Source organism: Xanthomonas bonasiae, from assembly GCF_014836395.1.
GTDB lineage: Bacteria > Pseudomonadota > Gammaproteobacteria > Xanthomonadales > Xanthomonadaceae > Xanthomonas_A > Xanthomonas_A bonasiae.
Map to the genome: position 1 here is coordinate 287,903 of NZ_JACSQX010000002.1, position 17,564 is coordinate 305,466.

The 17,564-nt window shown below is 69.6% G+C and carries 17 protein-coding genes and 1 pseudogene; 6 read left to right on the forward strand and 12 right to left on the reverse strand.

The genetic code is table 11. The features are described from left to right. Positions 1-163: 163 nt before the first annotated feature. The 4 genes from H9658_RS04020 to H9658_RS04035 form a co-directional block, all read right to left on the reverse strand. Positions 164-808 carry an HAD-IA family hydrolase gene (locus H9658_RS04020; RefSeq protein WP_191824435.1) on the reverse strand — a complete coding sequence of 215 codons (645 nt, stop codon included), beginning with the start codon at positions 806-808 and terminating at the stop codon, positions 164-166. Continuing rightward, on the reverse strand, positions 805-1,983 hold the full coding sequence (locus H9658_RS04025) for a phosphoglycerate kinase (protein WP_191824436.1): 1,179 nt from the start codon (positions 1,981-1,983) through the stop codon (positions 805-807). The genes H9658_RS04020 and H9658_RS04025 overlap by 4 nt, the downstream gene beginning before the upstream one ends. Before the next feature lie 265 nt (positions 1,984-2,248). Next, entirely contained in the window at positions 2,249-3,613 is a 1,365-nt protein-coding gene (locus H9658_RS04030; RefSeq protein ID WP_191824437.1) for a DUF3999 domain-containing protein, read from the reverse strand. After that, positions 3,610-6,318, reverse strand: a complete 2,709-nt coding sequence (locus H9658_RS04035; protein WP_191824438.1) for a DUF2339 domain-containing protein — start codon at positions 6,316-6,318, stop codon at positions 3,610-3,612. The genes H9658_RS04030 and H9658_RS04035 overlap by 4 nt, the downstream gene beginning before the upstream one ends. 251 nt (positions 6,319-6,569) lie before the next feature. Here H9658_RS04035 and H9658_RS04040 point away from each other — a divergent pair, with 251 nt between their 5' ends. Continuing rightward, entirely contained in the window at positions 6,570-7,646 is a 1,077-nt protein-coding gene (locus H9658_RS04040) for a methyl-accepting chemotaxis protein (RefSeq protein WP_179566817.1), read from the forward strand. 26 nt (positions 7,647-7,672) lie between these two features. Here H9658_RS04040 and H9658_RS04045 read toward each other — a convergent pair whose 3' ends face one another. Genes H9658_RS04045 through H9658_RS04060 form a run of 4 tightly spaced genes read right to left on the reverse strand, consistent with a single transcriptional unit; the run spans position 7,673 to position 10,671 of the window. Further along, positions 7,673-8,680, reverse strand: coding sequence for an NADP-dependent oxidoreductase (locus H9658_RS04045; protein WP_191824439.1), 1,008 nt, complete (start codon positions 8,678-8,680; stop codon positions 7,673-7,675). Next, positions 8,677-9,051 (reverse strand): hypothetical protein, encoded by a 375-nt coding sequence (locus H9658_RS04050; protein ID WP_191824440.1) that lies wholly within the window; start codon positions 9,049-9,051, stop codon positions 8,677-8,679. Before H9658_RS04050 ends, H9658_RS04045 begins: the two co-directional genes overlap by 4 nt. 5 nt (positions 9,052-9,056) lie before the next feature. Continuing rightward, complete coding sequence (locus tag H9658_RS04055; protein ID WP_179566821.1) at positions 9,057-9,842, reverse strand: SDR family NAD(P)-dependent oxidoreductase; 786 nt, start codon at positions 9,840-9,842, stop codon at positions 9,057-9,059. 40 nt (positions 9,843-9,882) lie between these two features. Then, positions 9,883-10,671 (reverse strand): SDR family NAD(P)-dependent oxidoreductase, encoded by a 789-nt coding sequence (locus tag H9658_RS04060; protein WP_191824441.1) that lies wholly within the window; start codon positions 10,669-10,671, stop codon positions 9,883-9,885. 217 nt (positions 10,672-10,888) lie between these two features. On the opposite strand from H9658_RS04060, the gene H9658_RS04065 reads away from it, so the two are divergent. Next, positions 10,889-11,497: a TetR/AcrR family transcriptional regulator gene (locus tag H9658_RS04065; protein ID WP_191824581.1), complete on the forward strand. Its 609-nt coding sequence runs from the start codon at positions 10,889-10,891 to the stop codon at positions 11,495-11,497. Between the two features lie 126 nt (positions 11,498-11,623). On the opposite strand, the pseudogene H9658_RS04070 reads toward H9658_RS04065, so the two are convergent. Then, positions 11,624-11,847: pseudogene (locus tag H9658_RS04070) on the reverse strand (hypothetical protein); the annotation flags it as partial. 461 nt (positions 11,848-12,308) lie between these two features. On the opposite strand from H9658_RS04070, the gene H9658_RS04075 reads away from it, so the two are divergent. Then, the gene (locus tag H9658_RS04075; RefSeq protein ID WP_191824442.1) at positions 12,309-12,770 is read left to right on the forward strand and encodes a hypothetical protein; all 462 of its coding nucleotides are present in this window, start codon (positions 12,309-12,311) and stop codon (positions 12,768-12,770) included. A 232-nt stretch (positions 12,771-13,002) separates the two neighbouring features. Here H9658_RS04075 and gap read toward each other — a convergent pair whose 3' ends face one another. Continuing rightward, positions 13,003-14,004, reverse strand: coding sequence for a type I glyceraldehyde-3-phosphate dehydrogenase (gap, locus tag H9658_RS04080; protein ID WP_191824443.1), 1,002 nt, complete (start codon positions 14,002-14,004; stop codon positions 13,003-13,005). Between the two features lie 169 nt (positions 14,005-14,173). Between gap and H9658_RS04085 the strand changes: the two genes are divergently transcribed. The 3 genes from H9658_RS04085 (at position 14,174) to H9658_RS04095 (ending at position 16,458) form a co-directional block, all read left to right on the forward strand. After that, positions 14,174-14,803 carry an OmpW/AlkL family protein gene (locus H9658_RS04085; RefSeq protein ID WP_179566833.1) on the forward strand — a complete coding sequence of 210 codons (630 nt, stop codon included), beginning with the start codon at positions 14,174-14,176 and terminating at the stop codon, positions 14,801-14,803. 116 nt (positions 14,804-14,919) lie between these two features. Further along, on the forward strand, positions 14,920-15,540 hold the full coding sequence (locus H9658_RS04090; protein WP_179566835.1) for an OmpW/AlkL family protein: 621 nt from the start codon (positions 14,920-14,922) through the stop codon (positions 15,538-15,540). Positions 15,541-15,645: 105 nt separating this feature from the next. Further along, complete coding sequence (locus H9658_RS04095) at positions 15,646-16,458, forward strand: S1/P1 nuclease (RefSeq protein ID WP_191824444.1); 813 nt, start codon at positions 15,646-15,648, stop codon at positions 16,456-16,458. Between the two features lie 125 nt (positions 16,459-16,583). Here H9658_RS04095 and trxC read toward each other — a convergent pair whose 3' ends face one another. Both trxC and H9658_RS04105 read right to left on the reverse strand, forming a co-directional pair. Beyond that, entirely contained in the window at positions 16,584-17,021 is a 438-nt protein-coding gene (gene trxC / locus H9658_RS04100; RefSeq protein ID WP_191824445.1) for a thioredoxin TrxC, read from the reverse strand. After that, complete coding sequence (locus tag H9658_RS04105; RefSeq protein ID WP_191824446.1) at positions 17,018-17,497, reverse strand: OsmC family protein; 480 nt, start codon at positions 17,495-17,497, stop codon at positions 17,018-17,020. Before H9658_RS04105 ends, trxC begins: the two co-directional genes overlap by 4 nt. Positions 17,498-17,564: the final 67 nt, after the last annotated feature.

Here is a 17,564-nt window from a genome sequence, read left to right on the forward strand (position 1 = left end):
GCCAACACCCGGACAGACACGCCACGCGGTGGCCTGGCGCTACGACCGGCGCACGCGACGCAGGCCGGTCATCGCATCTGGAACCGGGACTGGAGGAAATGCGCGAGTGCCGCAGCGGCACCGCTTTTACGAATCCCCACTCCCAACTCCCCAATCCCCGCTGTCAAGCTGCCAAACCCGGCAACTGCGCCGGCACCTCGGCCAACGCGCTGGCGCCGGCCTGACGCAGCTCCGCTGCATCGCCGAAGCCCCACAGCACGCCGATACTGCGCATGCCGTGATGGTTGGCGCCTTCGATGTCCATGCGCCGATCGCCGATCATCACGCACTGCGCCGGCTGCAGCGACAGCCGCCGCAGGGCTTCGGCGATCAGGTCCGGCTTGAAGCGGCGCTGGCCGTCGTCGCTGGCGCCGACGATCTCCTCGAAGTGCGCGGCGAACGGCAGCGTCTCGACGATGCGCCGGGCGAAGCGCTCGTTCTTCGAGGTCACCACCGCGAAGCGATGGCCGGCCGCGGCCAGCGCCGCGACCGCCGCGCCGATCGCCGGGAACACGGTGTGCTCGCGCCAGCCGTGCGCGTCGTAGCGCTTGCGGTACAGGGACAGCGCCTGCTCGACCAGCGGCGGATCGCCGTGGAAGTAGTCGTTGAAGCTGTCGCGCAACGGCGGCCCGATCCAGGCGCGCAGTTGCTGCGGCTCGGGCGCCGGGCGCCCGAGTTCGGCGAACGCGTGGCGGATGCTGCCGACGATGCCGGCCTCCGAATCGACCAGGGTGCCGTCCAGGTCGAAGAACAGGGTATTCGCGCTCACGCGCCGCGCGCCTGCAGCGCCGCCACCGCCGGCAGGGTCTTGCCTTCCAGGAATTCCAGGAACGCGCCGCCGCCGGTGGAGATGTAGCTCACCTGCTCGGCGATGCCGTACTTGTCGACCGCGGCCAGGGTGTCGCCGCCGCCGGCGATGGAGAACGCCGGCGAGGCGGCGATGGCGCGCGCCAGGGTTTCGGTGCCATGCCCGAACGCGTCGAACTCGAACACCCCGACCGGGCCGTTCCAGACCACGGTGCCGGCCTTGGCGATCAGGTCGGCGTAGTGCGCGGCGGTCTGCGGGCCGATGTCCAGGATCAGGTCGTCGTCGGCGACGTCGGCCAGCGCCTTCACCGTCGCCTCGGCGTCGGGCAGGAACTGCTTGGCCACCACCACGTCGGTGGGCAGCGGGATCGCCGCGCCGCGGGCATTGGCGTCGGCGACGATCTTGCGCGCGGTGTCGAGCAGGTCCGGCTCGCACAGCGACTTGCCGACCGGATAGCCGGCCGCGGCGATGAAGGTGTTGGCAATGCCGCCGCCGACGATCAGCTGCTCGACCTTGTTGACCAGGTTCGACAGCAGCTCCAGCTTGGTCGAGACCTTGCTGCCGGCGACGATCGCCAGCAGCGGCTTGGCCGGGTGCTCCAGCGCCTTGGCCAGCGCGTCCAGCTCGGCCATCAGCAGCGGGCCGCCGGCCGCCACCGGGGCGAACCTGATCACGCCGTGGGTGGACGCCTGGGCGCGGTGCGCGGTGCCGAACGCATCCATCACGAACACGTCGCACAGCGCCGCGTACTTCTTCGCCAGCGCCTCGTCGTCCTTGCCCTCGCCGACGTTCATGCGGCAATTCTCCAGCAGCACGATCTGGCCCGGCTGCACCTCCACGCCGTCGACCCAGTCGCGCAGCAGCGGCACCTCGGTGCCGAGCAGCGCGGTCAGCCGCGCGGCGACCGGCGCCAGCGAATCGGCCTGGGTCCACACGCCTTCCTTCGGCCGGCCCAGGTGCGAGGTCACCATCACCGCCGCGCCCTGCTCCAGCGCGTGGCGCAGCGTCGGCACCGAGGCCAGGATGCGCTGCTCGGACGTGATCTGGCCGTTGTCGTCGATCGGCACGTTGAGGTCTTGCCGGATCAGCACACGCTTGCCGGACAGGTCGAGATCGGTCATTCGCAGGATGGGCATTGTCGGTTGCTCGCTATCGTGGGGTTGCTGAGGAAGGAGGAGGCGGTGCGCAGCATAGGCGCGGCGATCGGAACGTCCGCTTTAGGCACGCTGGCGCCAGCGCGCGCGGGCGGTGCCGAGGCGGGCATTGTCCGGCGTCGGCCGCGCAGCGGCAAATCGAGACATCGCGCGGCATGCGGCCGCGGCGCCGAGGCGCGGGCAAAACCACGCGCGCACGGCGGTCGCCACGCCGCGACAGGCGCGTGGCGTGGCGGTGCCGAACCGATCAGCCCGCGCCGGGCGCGGCCGGCTTGCGCAACAGGCTGAAGGCGAAACCGACCACGATCAGCGCGCCGCCGACCAGCAGCGCCCACAGCAGCCAGGTCTTCCAGTCGCGCGGCGTGGCCGGCGCCTGCAGCGCGGCGGCGCCGGCCAGCGGCACCGCCGCGCCGAGCGTGGCGGTGGCCGGCGTCCATTGCGGGCCGCGTTGCGCACGCAGGGCCTGCAAGGTGGTCGCCAACGGCGCGGCAGCGCGCTGGGTGCGCGCGCTACCGGCGGCCAGCGCATAGGGCGGCGTGCCCTGGGCCAGGAAGATCAGCGTTTCCGGCTGGTAGCCCAGGCGCAGCGCCGGCCGCTGCCGGCCCGGATCCTGCGTGGCCAGCAGCCGCCAGTAGCGGTCGCGCACCGGCTGGGTCAGCGCCTGCGGCGGCGAGCGGCTGGCGCCGGTGCCGACCTGGTAGGCCACCCACGGCCCGGCCCGGTCCTGCCACGGCGCCTCGGCGCTGTCGCGGCTCTGCACGCGCCATTCGATCGCGCTGTTGCCGGGCAGCGCGATGTCGAGCTGCGCGACCGGATAGCGGCCGGGCGATACGAAGTCGAAGCTGTGCTGCGCCGGATCGGCGTGCAGCGCGTCCAGTTGCTGCCAGTGCCAGTCGGCGGCGACGGGCGCCGGCGCCAGTTCGGCTTCCACCCCGGTCAGTGTCGGCAGCGGCGGCGACGACAGCGGCAGCAGCCGCAGGTAGCGCACCTGGCGATCGATGGCGATGCGCAATTGCTGCAGGCGCTTGCCCTGGTTGGCCAGGTCGACCAGGGTCGCCTCCGGCACCAGCAGTTCCCAGTCGCGCAGATCGTCGCTGGCCTCGACCCGGTAGCGCGCCTGCCGCGGCTGCGCATCGGCGGCCCACTGCAGCGACAGCGCGCGCAACGGCTCGCGCAGCGCGCTGGCATCGATCAACCAACCCGCTTCGGCACTGGCCGTGGCGCTGCTGGCAATGCGGGTGCGGATGCGGCGCACGCTGCCGTCGGTATCGCGCTCGGCGATCAGCTCCAGGTTGTCCGCGCCGCCACCGGCCACGGCCGGCAGCGGGAACCAGGGCAGCGGCTGCCGGCGCGGCGTGGTCTCGGCCAGTTCGGCCGCGAACAGGGCCGCCGGCAGCGGGTCGCCGGCCGCGTTGAACACTTCCACGTCGCCCAGCGAGGCGAGGTGCGCGCTGCGGTACACCGCATCGTCGAGTTGCACGCGGTAGGCGCCGGCGGCCGGATCCTGCAGGGTCAGCGGCCATTGCTGCACGTAGTCGTCGCGCTGGCTGGCAGCGGAGGCCGCCACCGGCAGCAACGCCAGCAGCACAGCCGGAAAGATCAGGCGTTTCATGGATGGGCCTCCTCGGCCGGTTCGGTGGCGCGCGGCGGTGCCGGCGCGAAATAGCCGACCACGGTGCACAGCAGGCCGTAGGCGATGAACGAGGCGATGCCGGCGACGTTGCCGAGGTTGCCGCGATCCACCAGCAGCAGCTTGCCCAGTACCACCGCCATCAGCAGCGCGCCGGCCAGCCACAGGCCGCGCTGGCCGCGGCGCGAGCCGAGCACCCAGCCGAGCACGCCGAGCACGCTCCACACCACGGTCAGGCTGGTCTGCGCCACGCCGGCGGACAACAGCGACGCCCACGGCACCGGCGCCCAGTAGTGCACCGCATGCAGGGTCACGCTGGTGACCCACAGGAATCCGGCAGCGGCCAGCAGTTGCAGACGCTGCGCCCGCAACAGGGCCGGCGCGGTCGCCGACCACAGCCAGCGCGCGGCCATCGCCACCGCCAGCAACTGGCTCAGTTCCAGCGGATTGAGCAGCGGCACCCACGGCAGCGGCGCACTGGCGCCGGGCACGCACAGCGTCCACAGCCAGGCCAGGCCGAGCAGGCCGAAATAGCTGCCCTGCAGCGCCGTGCGGCAACGGTCGAAGTCCGCCCCCAGCGGTGCGGCCAGCCACGGCCAGCGCAGCAGCGACAACGCCGCCGCGGCCAGCCATGGCGCCAGCAGCAACGCCCACTGCCAGCCCTCGGCCAGGGCGAAGCGCTGCGCCAGCCAGAGGCCGAGCAAGGACAGCACCGACGGCCACACCAGCCACCAGGCGAATTGCGCCGCCCGCGCCACCCAGCCGCCGCTGCCACGCAGGCAGATCAGGCTGCGCACGCCGAGCACCGCGAACAGGGTCCAGGCCCAGGCGCCATGCCCGGCGAACGGCTGGCCGTGCGCGTCCGCCTGCAGCACCGCCAGCGGCAACGCGAGCAGCAGCCCACCGAGCGTGGTCGCGGCCAGCGCGCGCGCCGGCCAACGGCGCTGCGCCTCGGCGGCCAGCCAGCCGCTGAGCGCGACGAACGCCAGCAGCAGGTCGGCCTGCGCCGCGGCCGCGACGAAGCGTTCGATCTCGGCAATGCCAATGCCGCACCACCACGCCAGGCCCCACAGGTAATAGGCCAAGGCCGGGGTGTCGGCGCCGGCACGGCGATAGCTCCAGGCGCTGGCGAGGCCGGCCAGGGCCAGCAGCGCACCGCTCATGAAGGTGGCATTGGCCACCGCCTGGGCGTCGTGCCAGGCCATGTCCAGCCCCAGCACGAAGCCGATCGCCGCGGCCAATTGCAGGCCGGCGCCGGTGAACTGCGGCAGCCAGCGCTGCTGGCGCAGTCCCAGCCACACTAGCGCCGCGCCTTCCAGCGCGAAGATGCTGGCGGTGGCGCGCGCGGACAGCGCCAGCGGCACCGCCAGCGTGGCGAAGCCCACCGCCAGCAGCGCATAGGCCTGGCCGAGCACCGCGAAGCGTTCGCGCCGGATCAGCGCCGCGGCCAGCAGCGCATACACCGCCGCCAGGCCCAGCGCGCACAGCGCCAGCGGCAGGCCTTCGCCGCGCAGCAGCCCGGCCTGCAGCGAGAACGCCACCAGCGGCGTGCCGAACACCAGGCTGCCGTCGATCAGGTTGCCGCGCGTGGCCGGCTGGCGCCGCGCGTACAGGATCGGGATCAGCAGGTAGAAGGCGAAGAACAGCAGCAGGAACGGCTCGGTGCTGGCGAACTTCGCCGGCTGGTATTGCAGCACGCCCCACAGCGTGCCGATGCCGAAGGTGAAGCCGAACCCGAGCAGGTTGAGCACCCGCCACGGCCGATACCAGGCGATCGCGAACACCGCCGCGTTCAACACCGCGTAATAGGAGAACAGCCCGACATGGTTGCCGCTGCCGGTGGACAGCCAGATCGGCGCCAGGAACCCGGCCAGCGTGGCCAATACCGCCAGCGTGCGCGATTCCTGCACGACCGCCAGCACGCACATGCTGGCCACCAGCACGATGCTCAGCGCGAACGCGGCGCTGGCCGGAATCAGCCCGGACAGCTTGAACGCGGCGAACACCGTCAGCAGCAACACACCGATCGCGCCGCCCTGCAACGCCAGCGCGAAGCTGCGCTTGCGTTCGCGCTGGCGCCAGCCGAAGCCCAGGCCGGCCAACGCCGCGGCGGCGATGCCGGCATAGCGCAGCTGGATCGGCATGCGCAGCCAACCCTGGTCGCCGGCGTACTTCAGCAGCGCGGCGACGCCGGCCAGCAGCACCAGCATGCCGATCTTGACCGGCACGTTGCCTTCGGTGAACCAGCGCTTGGTGCCGGCCAGCAGCCGCTCGATCGGATCCGGACCGCGCGGTGCCGGCGGCAGTGGCGCGGCTGCGGTGTCCGCGGCCTCGCGCGCCGCGGCGCTCGGCGCGAGGAACGGCGGCGGAAGCGGCGGCGGCGTGGGCGCTACCGAAGCGACAAAGGCGGCCACGGCGGACGGACGTTCCTCGGCAACACCGCCGTCGGCGAACCGCGCATCGCGCTCGCCATCGTTCTCGAAGTCGGCATCGGTGTCATCGACATCGTCGGCCGCGTCGAATCGGGCTGCGGCGTGCGCCTGCGGCGCCGCGCCGTGCAGGTGCGCCAGCTGCAGTTCCAGCGCCGCCACGCGCCGGCGCACGCCCGCCAGCGCCACCAGCATCACGATCATCAGGATCGGCACCGCCAATACCGCCATCACCACCAACACGATCAACGCTTCCATCCGGACTCCATGCCCAAGCCGGCACGGCGCTGGGCGGCGTACCAATGGTCCGGCGGCGCCGGTCCTGGGGCAGATGGTAGACGAGTTCGGCCTCGCCGCGGCCGCGCCCGCGGCGGCGCAACCCAGGCGCGGCAACGCATCCCGGCAATGCAGGCCGACGGAATCGGCGCTAAAGCCGGTGCATTCTCGGCCGCTACCTCCCTTATCCCACGTTGCGTCCGCTGTTCCCTCCCCTCCCACCGACAGCACCAATGAACCTGCCAGCCAAGCCCGCAGAAGCGGGAATCGACGACCATATCCGCTCCGTGGTCGGCCTGTCCGACCAACTGCTCGGGCAGCTGCGCCGTTCGTTGCAGCGCATCGACGAGATCAACCGCACCACCCACGTGATCTCGATGAATGCCCGCATCGAATCGGCACGGATCGGCCAGGCCGGGCGCGGCTTCAGCGTCATCGCGCAGGAAATGGACGTGCTGTCGCGGCGCGTCGCCGACGCCACCCAGGACCTGGACAAGGTCGCCGCCAGCACCAGCGCCGACATGCGCCACACCCTGCAGCGGCTGGAAGACGACGTGCGCCGCACGCGCCTGAGCGAACTGGCGCTGAGCAACATCGACCTGATCGACCGCAACCTCTACGAACGCAGCTGCGACGTGCGCTGGTGGGCGACCGATGCGGCCATCGTCGCTGCCGCGCGCCCTGGCCGCGGCGACGACGCACTCGCCTACGCGTCGCGGCGCATGGGCCAGATCCTGGATTCGTACACCGTCTACTTCGACCTGGTGCTGGCCGGCACCGACGGCCGCATCCTCGCCAACGGCCGGCCGCAGCAGTACGCCTCGGCCGGCAGCGACGTGTCCGGGCAGGCCTGGTTCGAAGACGCCACGCGTACCCGCAGCGGCGAGGAATTCGGCTTCCAGGACGTGCACGCCAGCACCCTGGCCGATGGCGAACGCGTGCTGGTGTACTCGTGCACGGTGCGCGACGGCGGTCGCGTCGACGGCCGCGTGCTGGGCGTGCTCGGCATCGTGTTCCGCTGGGACGCGCTGGCGCAGACGGTGGTCCAGCGCACGCCGCTGTCGGAACAGGAATGGGGCCGCAGCCGGGTCTGCATCGTCGACCAGCGCGGCCAGGTGCTGGCCGATTCGGCCGGGCGCATGCTGCAGGAGCGGATCGAATTCCAGGGCCGCGACGCGCTGTTCAAGCAACCGCGCGGCGCCGTGCTGAGCGACCTCGACGGGCGCCCGCACTGCATCGCGCACGCAGCCTCGCCCGGCTACGAAACCTATCGCACCGGCTGGCATTCGCTGATTCTGCAGGCGCTGTAGCGCGCCGCGCGCGGGTCGGCCAACGCTCAGCGCTGTCCGACCCTGATCACCACCTTGCCCTTGGCACGTCCGCTCTCGACGTAGGCCAGGGCCTGCGCGGTCGCCTCCAACGGGAACACCCGATCCATCACCGGCCTGATGCTGCCGGCCTCGATCAACGCGCCGATCTCGCGCAACTGGTCGCCGTTGGCGGTCATGAACAGGAAGGCGTAGCCGACCCCGTGCCGCCTGGCCTTGCTGCGGATGCCGCCGCTCAGCAGACGGATCGCCTGCCGCAACGGCCACGCCAGGCCTTGTCGCACGGCGAAGTCCGGGTCCGGCGGGCCGGAGATGGAAATGAGCTGGCCGCCGGGCTTCAGCACGCGCAGGGATTTCTCCAGCACGTCGCTGCCCAGGCTGTGCAGCACCACGTCGTAGCCGTGCACGACGGTCTCGAAGTCCTGCGTGCGGTAGTCGATGACGAGGTCGGCGCCCAGCGCCTTCACCCAAGCGACGTTGCCGGTGCCGGTGGTGGTCGCGACGAAGGCGCCGAGGTGCTTGGCGAGCTGGATGGCGATGCTGCCGACGCCGCCGGAGCCGGCATGGATCAGCACCTTCTGTCCCTTCTGCAGCCGCGCCATCTCCACCAGGGCCTGCCACGCGGTCAGCGCGACCAGCGGAACCGAGGCGGCCTCCTCCATGCCGAGGTTGGCAGGCTTCAATGCCAGCGCGCTTTCCCTGACCGCGATGCGTTCGGCGAAGCTGCCGATGCGCGTCTGGTCGGGACGCGCATACACCGCGTCGCCCGGCTTGAAGCGGCGCACGCCGGCCCCGACCCGCAGCACCACGCCAGCCACGTCGTTGCCCAGCACCAGCGGAAAGCGGTACGGCAGGATCAGCTTGAACTCGCCCTTGCGGATCTTCGCGTCGAGCAGATTGACGCCGGCGGCGTGCACCTCGACCAGCACCTCGTCGTCGCGCACCTCCGGTTCGGGCAGCTCGCCGATCCGGCCTGGATGCTTGTTGCCATAGCCTTCGATGAAGAACGCCTTCATGATTTTCCCCCGACGAAAACGAACGCAAGGACGAACACGGTTTCGAGCACGACCGCGACCAGGATCCCGCGGCCCGCGTGCCCGCTGGCCAGTTCTCCGACGCCCAGCGCCGCCAGCAACGAACAGGCGGTAACGAAGCCTGCCACCAGCGCCGAACGCGCCGGCGATGGCGCCGCGCCGCGCGCCATGAACAACATCACGCCCAGGCCCGCATACAGCGCGGCCCCGCGTCGCGCCATCAGCTCGGCCGACGGCGAAGCGCCGATGCCCCAGTTCGCCAGCATCGCGTCCGGCGAGAACATCCAGGTGCAGGCGATCGCCAGGAACAGCAGCGAGGCCAGGACCGACAGCGAGCGGAAACCCAGCCGCATGGCGCTCACCGGTTGAGGATGCGGGACAGCACGGCCTGGTGGATCCAGCGCGGCGTCGCCCACATGAAGACCGCGTTCAACCTGTTGATCAGTCCGGGCACCACGCTGATGCGGCCGGCATCCAGCGCGCGCATGCCGGCCCGCACCACCGGCGGGGTCTGCATCATCAACGCATTCAACTGGGGCGTGATCCGCTGCTGGGCGACACGCGCGAATCCGGTGTCGGTCAGCCCCGGGCACAGCGTGGTGACGGTGACGCCATCGCGCGCGAACTCGCGATGCAGCGCCTCGCCCAGGCGCAGCACGTAGGCCTTCGCGGCCGAATACACCGCGAAGTTCTCCACGCCCTGGTAGGCCAGCAGGCTGGCCACCTGCAGGATCTTGCCGCGCCGGCGCCGGCGCATGTCCTGGCCGAACAGATGGGTCATCGCGGTCAGGCTGGCGATGTCCAGCTGGATCATCGACAGCGCCGGCTCCAGGTCGCCATCCAGGAACGGCCCCTGCAGGCCGTGCCCGGCATTGTTGACCAGCACCTCGACCTCGATGCCGCGCGCGTGCAGGCCGGCGTGGAGCCGGCGCACGGCCGCGATCTGCGACAGATCGACCTGCTCGACGAGGACCTCGACACCGTGCCGCTGCCGCAACGCCTGCGCCAGCGCATCGAGCCGGTCCAGGCGCCGCGCGACCAGGATCAGCCGGTGGCCGCGCGCCGCGTACTGCCTGGCGAACTCCTCGCCGAATCCACTCGATGCGCCGGTGATCAGCACCCAGCTATCGCGTTGCGTTTGCATGATGATCGCCTCGATCGCGGCAGGTGCGGGACTGCAGGCTTCAGGCCGCCGGCCGGTAGCGTTGCGCGGCATTGGCCTGCCGGATGCTGCCCAGCAGCGCTTGCCGGGCGCCGTCCAGCGCGTCCCAGCGGTCGGCGTCGTGCAGCGGCGGGATGCTCACCAACTCGCGGCGATCGAAGCCGATCAGCGCCGCATCGACCAGCTCTTCCACGTCCATCACCTCGGCCAGCGTGTTGACGTCGATGCCCGCACGCTCCCAGATCTCGGTGCGGGTGGCCGCCGGAAGCACCGCCTGCACGTACACGCCCTTGGGCGCCAGTTCCAGGCTCATGCCCTGCGACAGGAACAGCACGAAGGCCTTGCTCGCGCCGTACACGGTCATGCCGAATTCCGGCGCCAGGCCGACCACCGAGCCGATGTTGACGATCGCGCCGCTGCCGGACTGCGCCAGCCGCGGCGCGATCGCCAGCGCCAGCCGCGTCGGTGCGGTGGTGTTGAGCGCCAGCAGGCGTTCGACGCCGTCCGCCGTCTGCTCGGCGAAGCCGCCGGATTGGGCCATGCCGGCGTTGTTGATCAGGATGCCGATGCGCGCGTCGTCGCGCAGCCGCGCTTCGACCTTGGCCAGGTCGGCCTGTGCGGTCAGGTCGGCCTGCAGCACGTCGACCGCGACCTTGTGTTCCTCGCGCAGGCGTGCGGCCAACGCGTCCAGGCGGGCGTTGTCGCGTGCGACCAGGACCAGGTCGTGGCCGCGCTGGGCGAAGCGCTGCGCGTAGACGGCGCCGATGCCGCTGGAGGCGCCGGTGATGAGGACGGTGGAAGTGGTGCTCATGCGCGTGGTCTCTTCGGATGGAAAGGGAACTGCGGCCACGATGACGTGGCCCGTGGTGTGGAGGGGCTGCTCAACCGCCGGGGGACGCCCGTGGAAGTAGGCAATGGAAGAAAGCCACTCAATGATGATGGTCGTAATCTTACCTGTCAACATTTTGATGATGAACAACATCAATGTATCCTTGCGCCAGGAACAGCACCGCCGGAGGACACACGCGATGAAGGTCAGCAAGGCGCAGGCGCAGGCGAACCGGGCGCACATCGTCGAAACCGCGTCCGCACTGTTTCGCGAGCGCGGCTACGAAGGCATCGGCGTCGCCGATCTGATGGCCGCCGCCGGTTTCACCCACGGCGGCTTCTACAAGCACTTTCCGTCCAAGGCGGACCTGATGGCGGAGGCGACGGCGTGCGGGATCGCGCAGACCGTGGCGCTGGTGGACGGGATCGATCCGCCGGAATTCGTCCGCCGCTACGTCTCGCGCGAGCACCGCGATGCCCGCGCGGTGGGCTGCACCATGGCCGCGCTGGGCGGCGACGCCGCACGCGAGCCGGAGACGGTCCGGTCCGCATTCGCGGACGGCGTCGAAGCCATGCTGGCGGCCCTGGAGCGCGAAGATGCTGCGGCGACCGGCGCCAGCCCCGCCGATGCGCGCGCCGCGCGCCTGGACATGCTGGCGCACGCGCTCGGCGCGATCGTCATGTCCCGGGCCTGTCCGGACGATTCGCCGCTGGCGGACGAGATCCTCGCGGCGTGCCGCGCCAACCTGCTCGCGGCGCTGGACACGGCCCCGGCGGCAGGCAAGCGCAGCGGAACGCGATCGCGGTAGTGCGACGCGACGCCGGCGCAGGCTTGCCGCGCGGCGGCAGCCACATCCATTCGCGCACGACCGCCGTTTCGCAAGCAAAAAAAGCCGGGGCGCGCGATGCGGCCCGGGCTCTGCCGCTGCGACCGCCTATTCGCGGTAGCCGCTGTCGTTCTTGTTGTGGATGATCCCGATCAGGCCGCCGCCGCCGCCCATCGACTTGCCAACGAACACCAGGCGGCCCTGGCCCTGGTAGGTCAGCTCGTAGCGGTAGCGGTCGCCGCCCTAGAAGAACGGAATGAAGGCCTTACCGGACCGATGACGTAAGAACCCTGGTCGGTGCGTTCGCCAATCAGGTCGGTCACCTGTTTCATACGAAACCTACCGCACCGGCTGCAATCGCTGATTCTGCAGGCGCTGTAGGCGCAGGCCTGCAGGCGATGCAGAGCGTCCGCATCGGCGAACGCGGCCAGGCAGGGCCGTGCGTTCGCTGCGCATGCACGCGGACCTATGCCGATTGACGAAGTCGATTCGAGGGACTTCGCCTGTCGGGCTGCGCTCTCGACAAACCAACGAGAAAGCGCAACACATCACAGATCGCCCCCATCCCGGCTGTTTTTGCCCCCTCTTCACCGCATCATGCCGATGAACTTGGCACCCAACGGGGGGTGCCTGCCAGCGTGAAAGAGGCTGACCAGACGAGCCATCATGTTGACGGTGCCGTTTCGGCATGCCTAAGCTCATGTACGAATCGCCGATGCGCACAGACTGCGCGACATGTCGGCGTGGTACAGATGCAATCTGCAAATCAGGCGCAATCACAAGGTAAACGGACATGACCATGAAACCCTTTCGCACGCTTTGCATCTCGGCCCTGCTGGCCACTTCCTTCGCTGCTCCGGCGTTCGCCGAAAAGGTAGACGATCCGAGCCTCTACACCACCGAGGCGGTGAAGAAGAATCTGGTTCTGGGCAAGACAACCAGAGAAGAAGTGCGTGCCATCTATGGCGAGCCGACCTATGTCTACAAAACTTCCGCGAAGAATGGCGGGTACGAAAACAGGTGGCGTTACAACCCCGGTGAATCGCATGGCGAAAAAGCCCGCAAGACGGTGACCGGAGTATTCAGGTCGATGCTGCCTGGCGCCTACACTGGCGCCGCGGTGAATGAAGCGCAGAAACATGGCGTCGGCGCGCGCAACGTCAAGGACTACTCGCTGTCGATCGAATTCGACTCCAAAGGCGTGGTCACCGACTACGACCAGAGCGAGAGCAACGAGTCCAAAAACGCACTGTAGCCAGGCGAACGCCGCGTGGCGCACGAGTGTGTCGCCACGCTCCGGCGCTACCGGCAGGCGATGTCCTGATCGAACGTTCTTTCAGCATAGGACAAACAAAAAGGAGCGCATTTTTCGCTCCTTTTTGCGTTAGAGCTACAGCACAACGCCGGACGCCACCACTAGCATTGCATTGCCGAAATTTCCGGCGAAATCGTGCGTTTCGGATGACGGCTGGACGTTGCGGCGCAGCTTACTTCGCCACCACCTTGACCATTTCCAGGCACTTGTTGGAATAGCCCCACTCGTTGTCGTACCAGGACACCAGCTTGACGAAGGTGCTGTCCAGGGCGATGCCGGCGTCGGCGTCGAAGATCGAGGTGCGCGCGTCGCCGCGGAAGTCGGTGGCCACCACCTTGTCCTCGGTGTAGCCGAGGATGCCCTTCAGCGCGCCTTCGCTCTGCGCCTTCACTTCGGCGCAGATCTCGGCGTAGGTCGCCGGCTTTTCCAGCTCCACGGTCAGGTCGACCACCGACACGTCCGAGGTCGGCACGCGGAAGCTCATGCCGGTCAGCTTCTTGTTCAACTCCGGGATCACCACGCCCACGGCCTTGGCCGCGCCGGTGCTGGACGGAATGATGTTCTCCAGGATGCCGCGGCCGCCGCGCCAGTCCTTGTTGCTGGGGCCGTCCACGGTCTTCTGGGTGGCGGTGGCGGCGTGCACGGTCGTCATCAGGCCACGCTTGATGCCCCACTTGTCGTTGATCACCTTGGCCAGCGGCGCCAGGCAGTTGGTGGTGCAGCTGGCGTTGGAGACGATCGCCTGGCCGGCATAGGTGGCGTGGTTGACGCCGTACACGAACATCGGCGTGTCGTCCTTGGACGGGGCCGACAGGATCACCTTCTTGGCGCCGGCGTCGATGTGCTTCTGCGCGGTGTCCTTGGTCAGGAACAGGCCGGTGGATTCGATCACCACCCCGGCGCCGACCTCGTCCCACTTCAGCGCCGCCGGATCGCGCTCCTGGGTCAGGCGGATCTTCTTGCCGTTGACCACCAGGTGATTGCCGTCGACCGACACCTCGCCGTCGAAGCGGCCGTGCACCGAATCGTACTGCAGCATGTACGCCAGGTAGTCGGGCTCGAGCAGGTCGTTGATGGCGACGATCTCGATGTCGCTGCCGAAATTCTGTACCGCCGAGCGCAGCACATTGCGTCCGATGCGACCGAAACCGTTGATGCCAACCTTGATTGCCATTTCAGTAGCTCCTGCGGCCGCGCCAGACGCGGCGGATGGAAGGGGGCGAGCATTCTATCAGGCCGGCCGCATCGCGCCCGGCACGCGCTTTCGACGCGTTTGATCAGGATCAAGGCGGCGCGGCGACGCCGGCAGGACACTGCGCCCACACCCAAACGAGACACCCATCATGCGCAAGACCTCCCCTCTCCTGCTGTCCGGCCTGGCGGCCGCCCTCGCGCTGTGCGCCCTGCCGGCGCTGGCGCAGTCGCAGGGCGACTGGACCGTGGGCATCGGCGCCCACCAGGTCAACCCGAAGTCCGACAACGGCAAGCTGGCCGGCGGTACCCTGCCGCTGAGCATCGGCAGCGACATCAAGCCGACCGTCACCTTCGAGTACTTCGTGCACCAGGACCTGGGCATCGAGGTGCTGGCCGCGCTGCCGTTCAAGCACGATATCGACGTCAAGGGCGTCGGCAAGGTCGGCAGCACCAAGCAGCTGCCGCCGGTGGTCTCGCTGCAGTACCACTTCAACAGCGCCGGCAAGGTGTCCCCGTTCGTCGGCGCCGGCATCAACTACACCACCTTCTTCAGCGAGGACACCACCGGCGCACTGGCCGGCACCAAGCTCAAGCTGGAGGATTCCTGGGGCCTGGCCGCGCACGTCGGCGTGGACGTCGCGCTCACCGACAAGTCCGCGCTGCGGGTGGACCTGCGCTGGGCCGACATCGACAGCAAGGTCAAGGTCAACGGCGCCAGCATGGGCACCGCGAACATCGATCCGCTGGTGTACGGCCTGGCCTATGTGATGAAGTTCTGAGGCTGCGCGGGCGCCGCGCTTCTCTGGCAGACTACGCTCCACAAGGATGTGGATCGGTCGCCGCCGGGCCGACACTGGGATTCGCATCCGCCCATTCGCCGTCACCGGGGTCCCCAATGAAGCCACGCCTGTTCCGCCGTCTCGCCGTCGCCGCCCTTGCCGCCATCGCCCTGCCCGCCGCGGCGCAGTCGGCCGGCCACTTCACCACCAGCTACGGCATCCACGGCATGGTGCCCGGGTCCTCCAACGGCACCCTGAGCGGCAGCGAGCAGCGCTTCAGCGCCGACACCGCACCGGCGCTCTCGTTCAGCTACGAATACTTCTTCCGCGGCAACCTCGGCGTGGAGATCCAGACCCTGGTCGGGCAGCAGAAGATCGGCCTGGAACAGGGCGGCGATATCGGCAGCGCCTGGGCGCTGTCGCCGACGCTCTCGCTGCAGTACCACTTCAACGGCAACGGCGACATCTCCCCGTTCGTCGGCGTGGGCCTCAACTACACCACCTTCCTGGGCGCCGACGGCAAGGGCGCGTTCTCCCGCGACGACGTCAAGTTCAAGGACAGCGTTGGCCCGGCCGTCCATGCCGGCGTGGACTTCGCCATCGGCGAGCGCAGCGCGCTGCGCGTGGACGCGCGCTGGACCAGCATGCGCAGCGACGTGGAAGTGGACAGCGGCACGCTCGGCAAGGCCAAGCTCGACCCCATCACCTACGGCCTGGCCTACCTGCTGTATTTCTGATCCGCAGGACCCGCAGCCGCGTCCACACGAGCGAGGCTTAGCGGTTGCGCAACGGCGCGATGACGCGGCCATGGCAACGTCATCGGCGCCGGCTAGAATCCGCGCATGAAATCCTCTCTCTTCGTTTCCGCCGCGCTCGCCGCGGCACTGGCCGCCGCGCCGTCCGCCGCCTTCGCCTGGGGCCCGCTGGGCCATCGCCTGGTCGCCGATCTCGCCGATGCCCAGCTCACCCCGCAGGCCCGCGCGCAGGTGCAGCAGTTGCTGCGGGGCGAACCCGAGCCGACCCTGGCCGGCGTCGCCAACTGGGCCGACCAATTGCGCGAAAGCGACCCGGACATGGGCAAGCGCACCGGCCCCTGGCACTACGTCAACCTCGGCGAAGAGCAGTGCCACTACGAGGAAACCCGCGATTGTCCCGACGGCAACTGCGCGGTCGAGGCGCTGCGCCGCCAGGCCGCGATTCTCGCCGATCGCAGCCAGCCGCAGGCGGCACGGACCCAGGCGCTGAAGTTCGTGGTGCATTTCGCCGGCGACATCCAGCAGCCGCTGCACGCCGGCTACGCCCACGACAAGGGCGCCAACACGTTCCAGATCCAGTTCGAGGGCAAGGGCAGCAACCTGCATTCGCTGTGGGACAGCGGCCTGCTGCGCAGCCGCGGCCTGGACGAGGCGCACTACCTGGCGCAGTTGCAGGCGCAACCGCTGCCGGCCCCCTCGCCGGCCGGCAGCGCGTTGCCGCCGCCGGCCGCGGCCTGGGCCGAAGCCTCGTGCCGGATCATGCTGCGCCCGGGCTTCTACCCGCCGGGCGCCAAGCTGCCGGCGGACTACGTGACCACCTGGCGCCCGGTCGCCGAAGCGCAATTGCGCCAGGCCGGCGCGGATCTGGCGGCGACGCTGAACGCTGCGCTGGGGAAGTAGCGCGCGGCCCCTGCTTTTTGTAGGAGCGGCTTCAGCCGCGACAGGCCTTCCCGATGGATCCTGTCGCGGCTGAAGCCGCTCCTACAGGAATACAGGAATGCTGCGGGATCGCGCGGGGGCCGGACCTAGCCGGCATGCCCTTGCGCCCAGCGCACGATCTCGGCAACACCGATCGCACCGCTGTGCCGCGCCAACTCGCGGCCATGCCGCAGCAAGGCCAGGGTCGGAATGCTGCGGATGCCGAAGCGCCCCGCCAGCGCCGGCTGCGCCTCGGTGTCCAGCTTGCCCAGGCGCATGCGCGGTTCCAGGTGTACGGCGGCGGCCTCGAACTGCGGTGCCATGGTCCGGCACGGGCCGCACCACGGCGCCCAGAAGTCCACCAGCAGCGGAATGTCGCTGCGCTCGGCATGGGTGGCGAAGGTGTCCGCGGTCAACGCCACCGGCGCGCCGACGAACAGCGCACGATGGCAACGCCCGCATTGCGGTGCCGCCGCCAGGCGTTCGCCCGGCACCCGGTTCAGCGCCTGGCAGTGCGGGCAGGCGATCTGCAGCGGATCGCTCACGCGCCGGCCTCGATGCTCTTGTCGCCGAGCAACACATTGCCGTGCGCGTCTTTGACCGTGACCTGCACGTCGATGCCCTGGCGCACGCTCTGGGTGACCACGCAGAACTGTTCGAACTGGTCGAGGATGCGCTGCAGCTGCGCGTAGTCCTGGTTGCCATCGGGCAGTTGCAGTTCCACCGATGCCTGCGGAATGCGCCAGAACCCTTCCGCGTTGCGCATCGGCGTGGCGGTGATGTGCGCGACCACCCCGACCGGATCGTTCTTAAACTTGCGCAGCGCGAACAGCAAGCTCGCCGCCAGGCAGTTGGCGATGCTGGCCAACAGGATGCGCGAAGGGTTGGGCCCGCGCTCGTGGCCCAGCGGCGCGGTCTCGTCGCCCAGCCACGGCGCCAGATCGGTTTCGTCGAACTGGATGCGGAACGCGAAATCCGCCTCCTGTTCGAGGGTGACGCGGATCGGATCGCCGATGGTCATGCAGAACTCCTCATGCAGGTCTCCAGTGACGCAGACAGGGGGAATGCCGACTCTACGCCGGCGCCGG

What these genes read in the sequence shown, in the direction of transcription:
- H9658_RS04025 (WP_191824436.1), bottom strand. Translation starts at nt 1,983, where the DNA reads ATGCCCATCCTGCGAATGACCGATCTCGACCTGTCCGGCAAGCGTGTG.
- H9658_RS04105 (WP_191824446.1), bottom strand. Translation starts at nt 17,497, where the DNA reads ATGACCATCGGCGATCCGATCCGCGTCACCCTCGAACAGGAGGCGGAT.
- H9658_RS04045 (WP_191824439.1), bottom strand. Translation starts at nt 8,680, where the DNA reads ATGAAGGCGTTCTTCATCGAAGGCTATGGCAACAAGCATCCAGGCCGG.
- H9658_RS04035 (WP_191824438.1), bottom strand. Translation starts at nt 6,318, where the DNA reads ATGGAAGCGTTGATCGTGTTGGTGGTGATGGCGGTATTGGCGGTGCCG.
- H9658_RS04075 (WP_191824442.1), top strand. Translation starts at nt 12,309, where the DNA reads ATGACCATGAAACCCTTTCGCACGCTTTGCATCTCGGCCCTGCTGGCC.
- H9658_RS04095 (WP_191824444.1), top strand. Translation starts at nt 15,646, where the DNA reads ATGAAATCCTCTCTCTTCGTTTCCGCCGCGCTCGCCGCGGCACTGGCC.
- H9658_RS04060 (WP_191824441.1), bottom strand. Translation starts at nt 10,671, where the DNA reads ATGAGCACCACTTCCACCGTCCTCATCACCGGCGCCTCCAGCGGCATC.
- H9658_RS04090 (WP_179566835.1), top strand. Translation starts at nt 14,920, where the DNA reads ATGAAGCCACGCCTGTTCCGCCGTCTCGCCGTCGCCGCCCTTGCCGCC.
- H9658_RS04030 (WP_191824437.1), bottom strand. Translation starts at nt 3,613, where the DNA reads ATGAAACGCCTGATCTTTCCGGCTGTGCTGCTGGCGTTGCTGCCGGTG.
- H9658_RS04050 (WP_191824440.1), bottom strand. Translation starts at nt 9,051, where the DNA reads ATGCGGCTGGGTTTCCGCTCGCTGTCGGTCCTGGCCTCGCTGCTGTTC.
- gap (WP_191824443.1), bottom strand. Translation starts at nt 14,004, where the DNA reads ATGGCAATCAAGGTTGGCATCAACGGTTTCGGTCGCATCGGACGCAAT.
- H9658_RS04055 (WP_179566821.1), bottom strand. Translation starts at nt 9,842, where the DNA reads ATGCAAACGCAACGCGATAGCTGGGTGCTGATCACCGGCGCATCGAGT.
- H9658_RS04040 (WP_179566817.1), top strand. Translation starts at nt 6,570, where the DNA reads ATGAACCTGCCAGCCAAGCCCGCAGAAGCGGGAATCGACGACCATATC.
- H9658_RS04085 (WP_179566833.1), top strand. Translation starts at nt 14,174, where the DNA reads ATGCGCAAGACCTCCCCTCTCCTGCTGTCCGGCCTGGCGGCCGCCCTC.
- H9658_RS04065 (WP_191824581.1), top strand. Translation starts at nt 10,889, where the DNA reads ATGAAGGTCAGCAAGGCGCAGGCGCAGGCGAACCGGGCGCACATCGTC.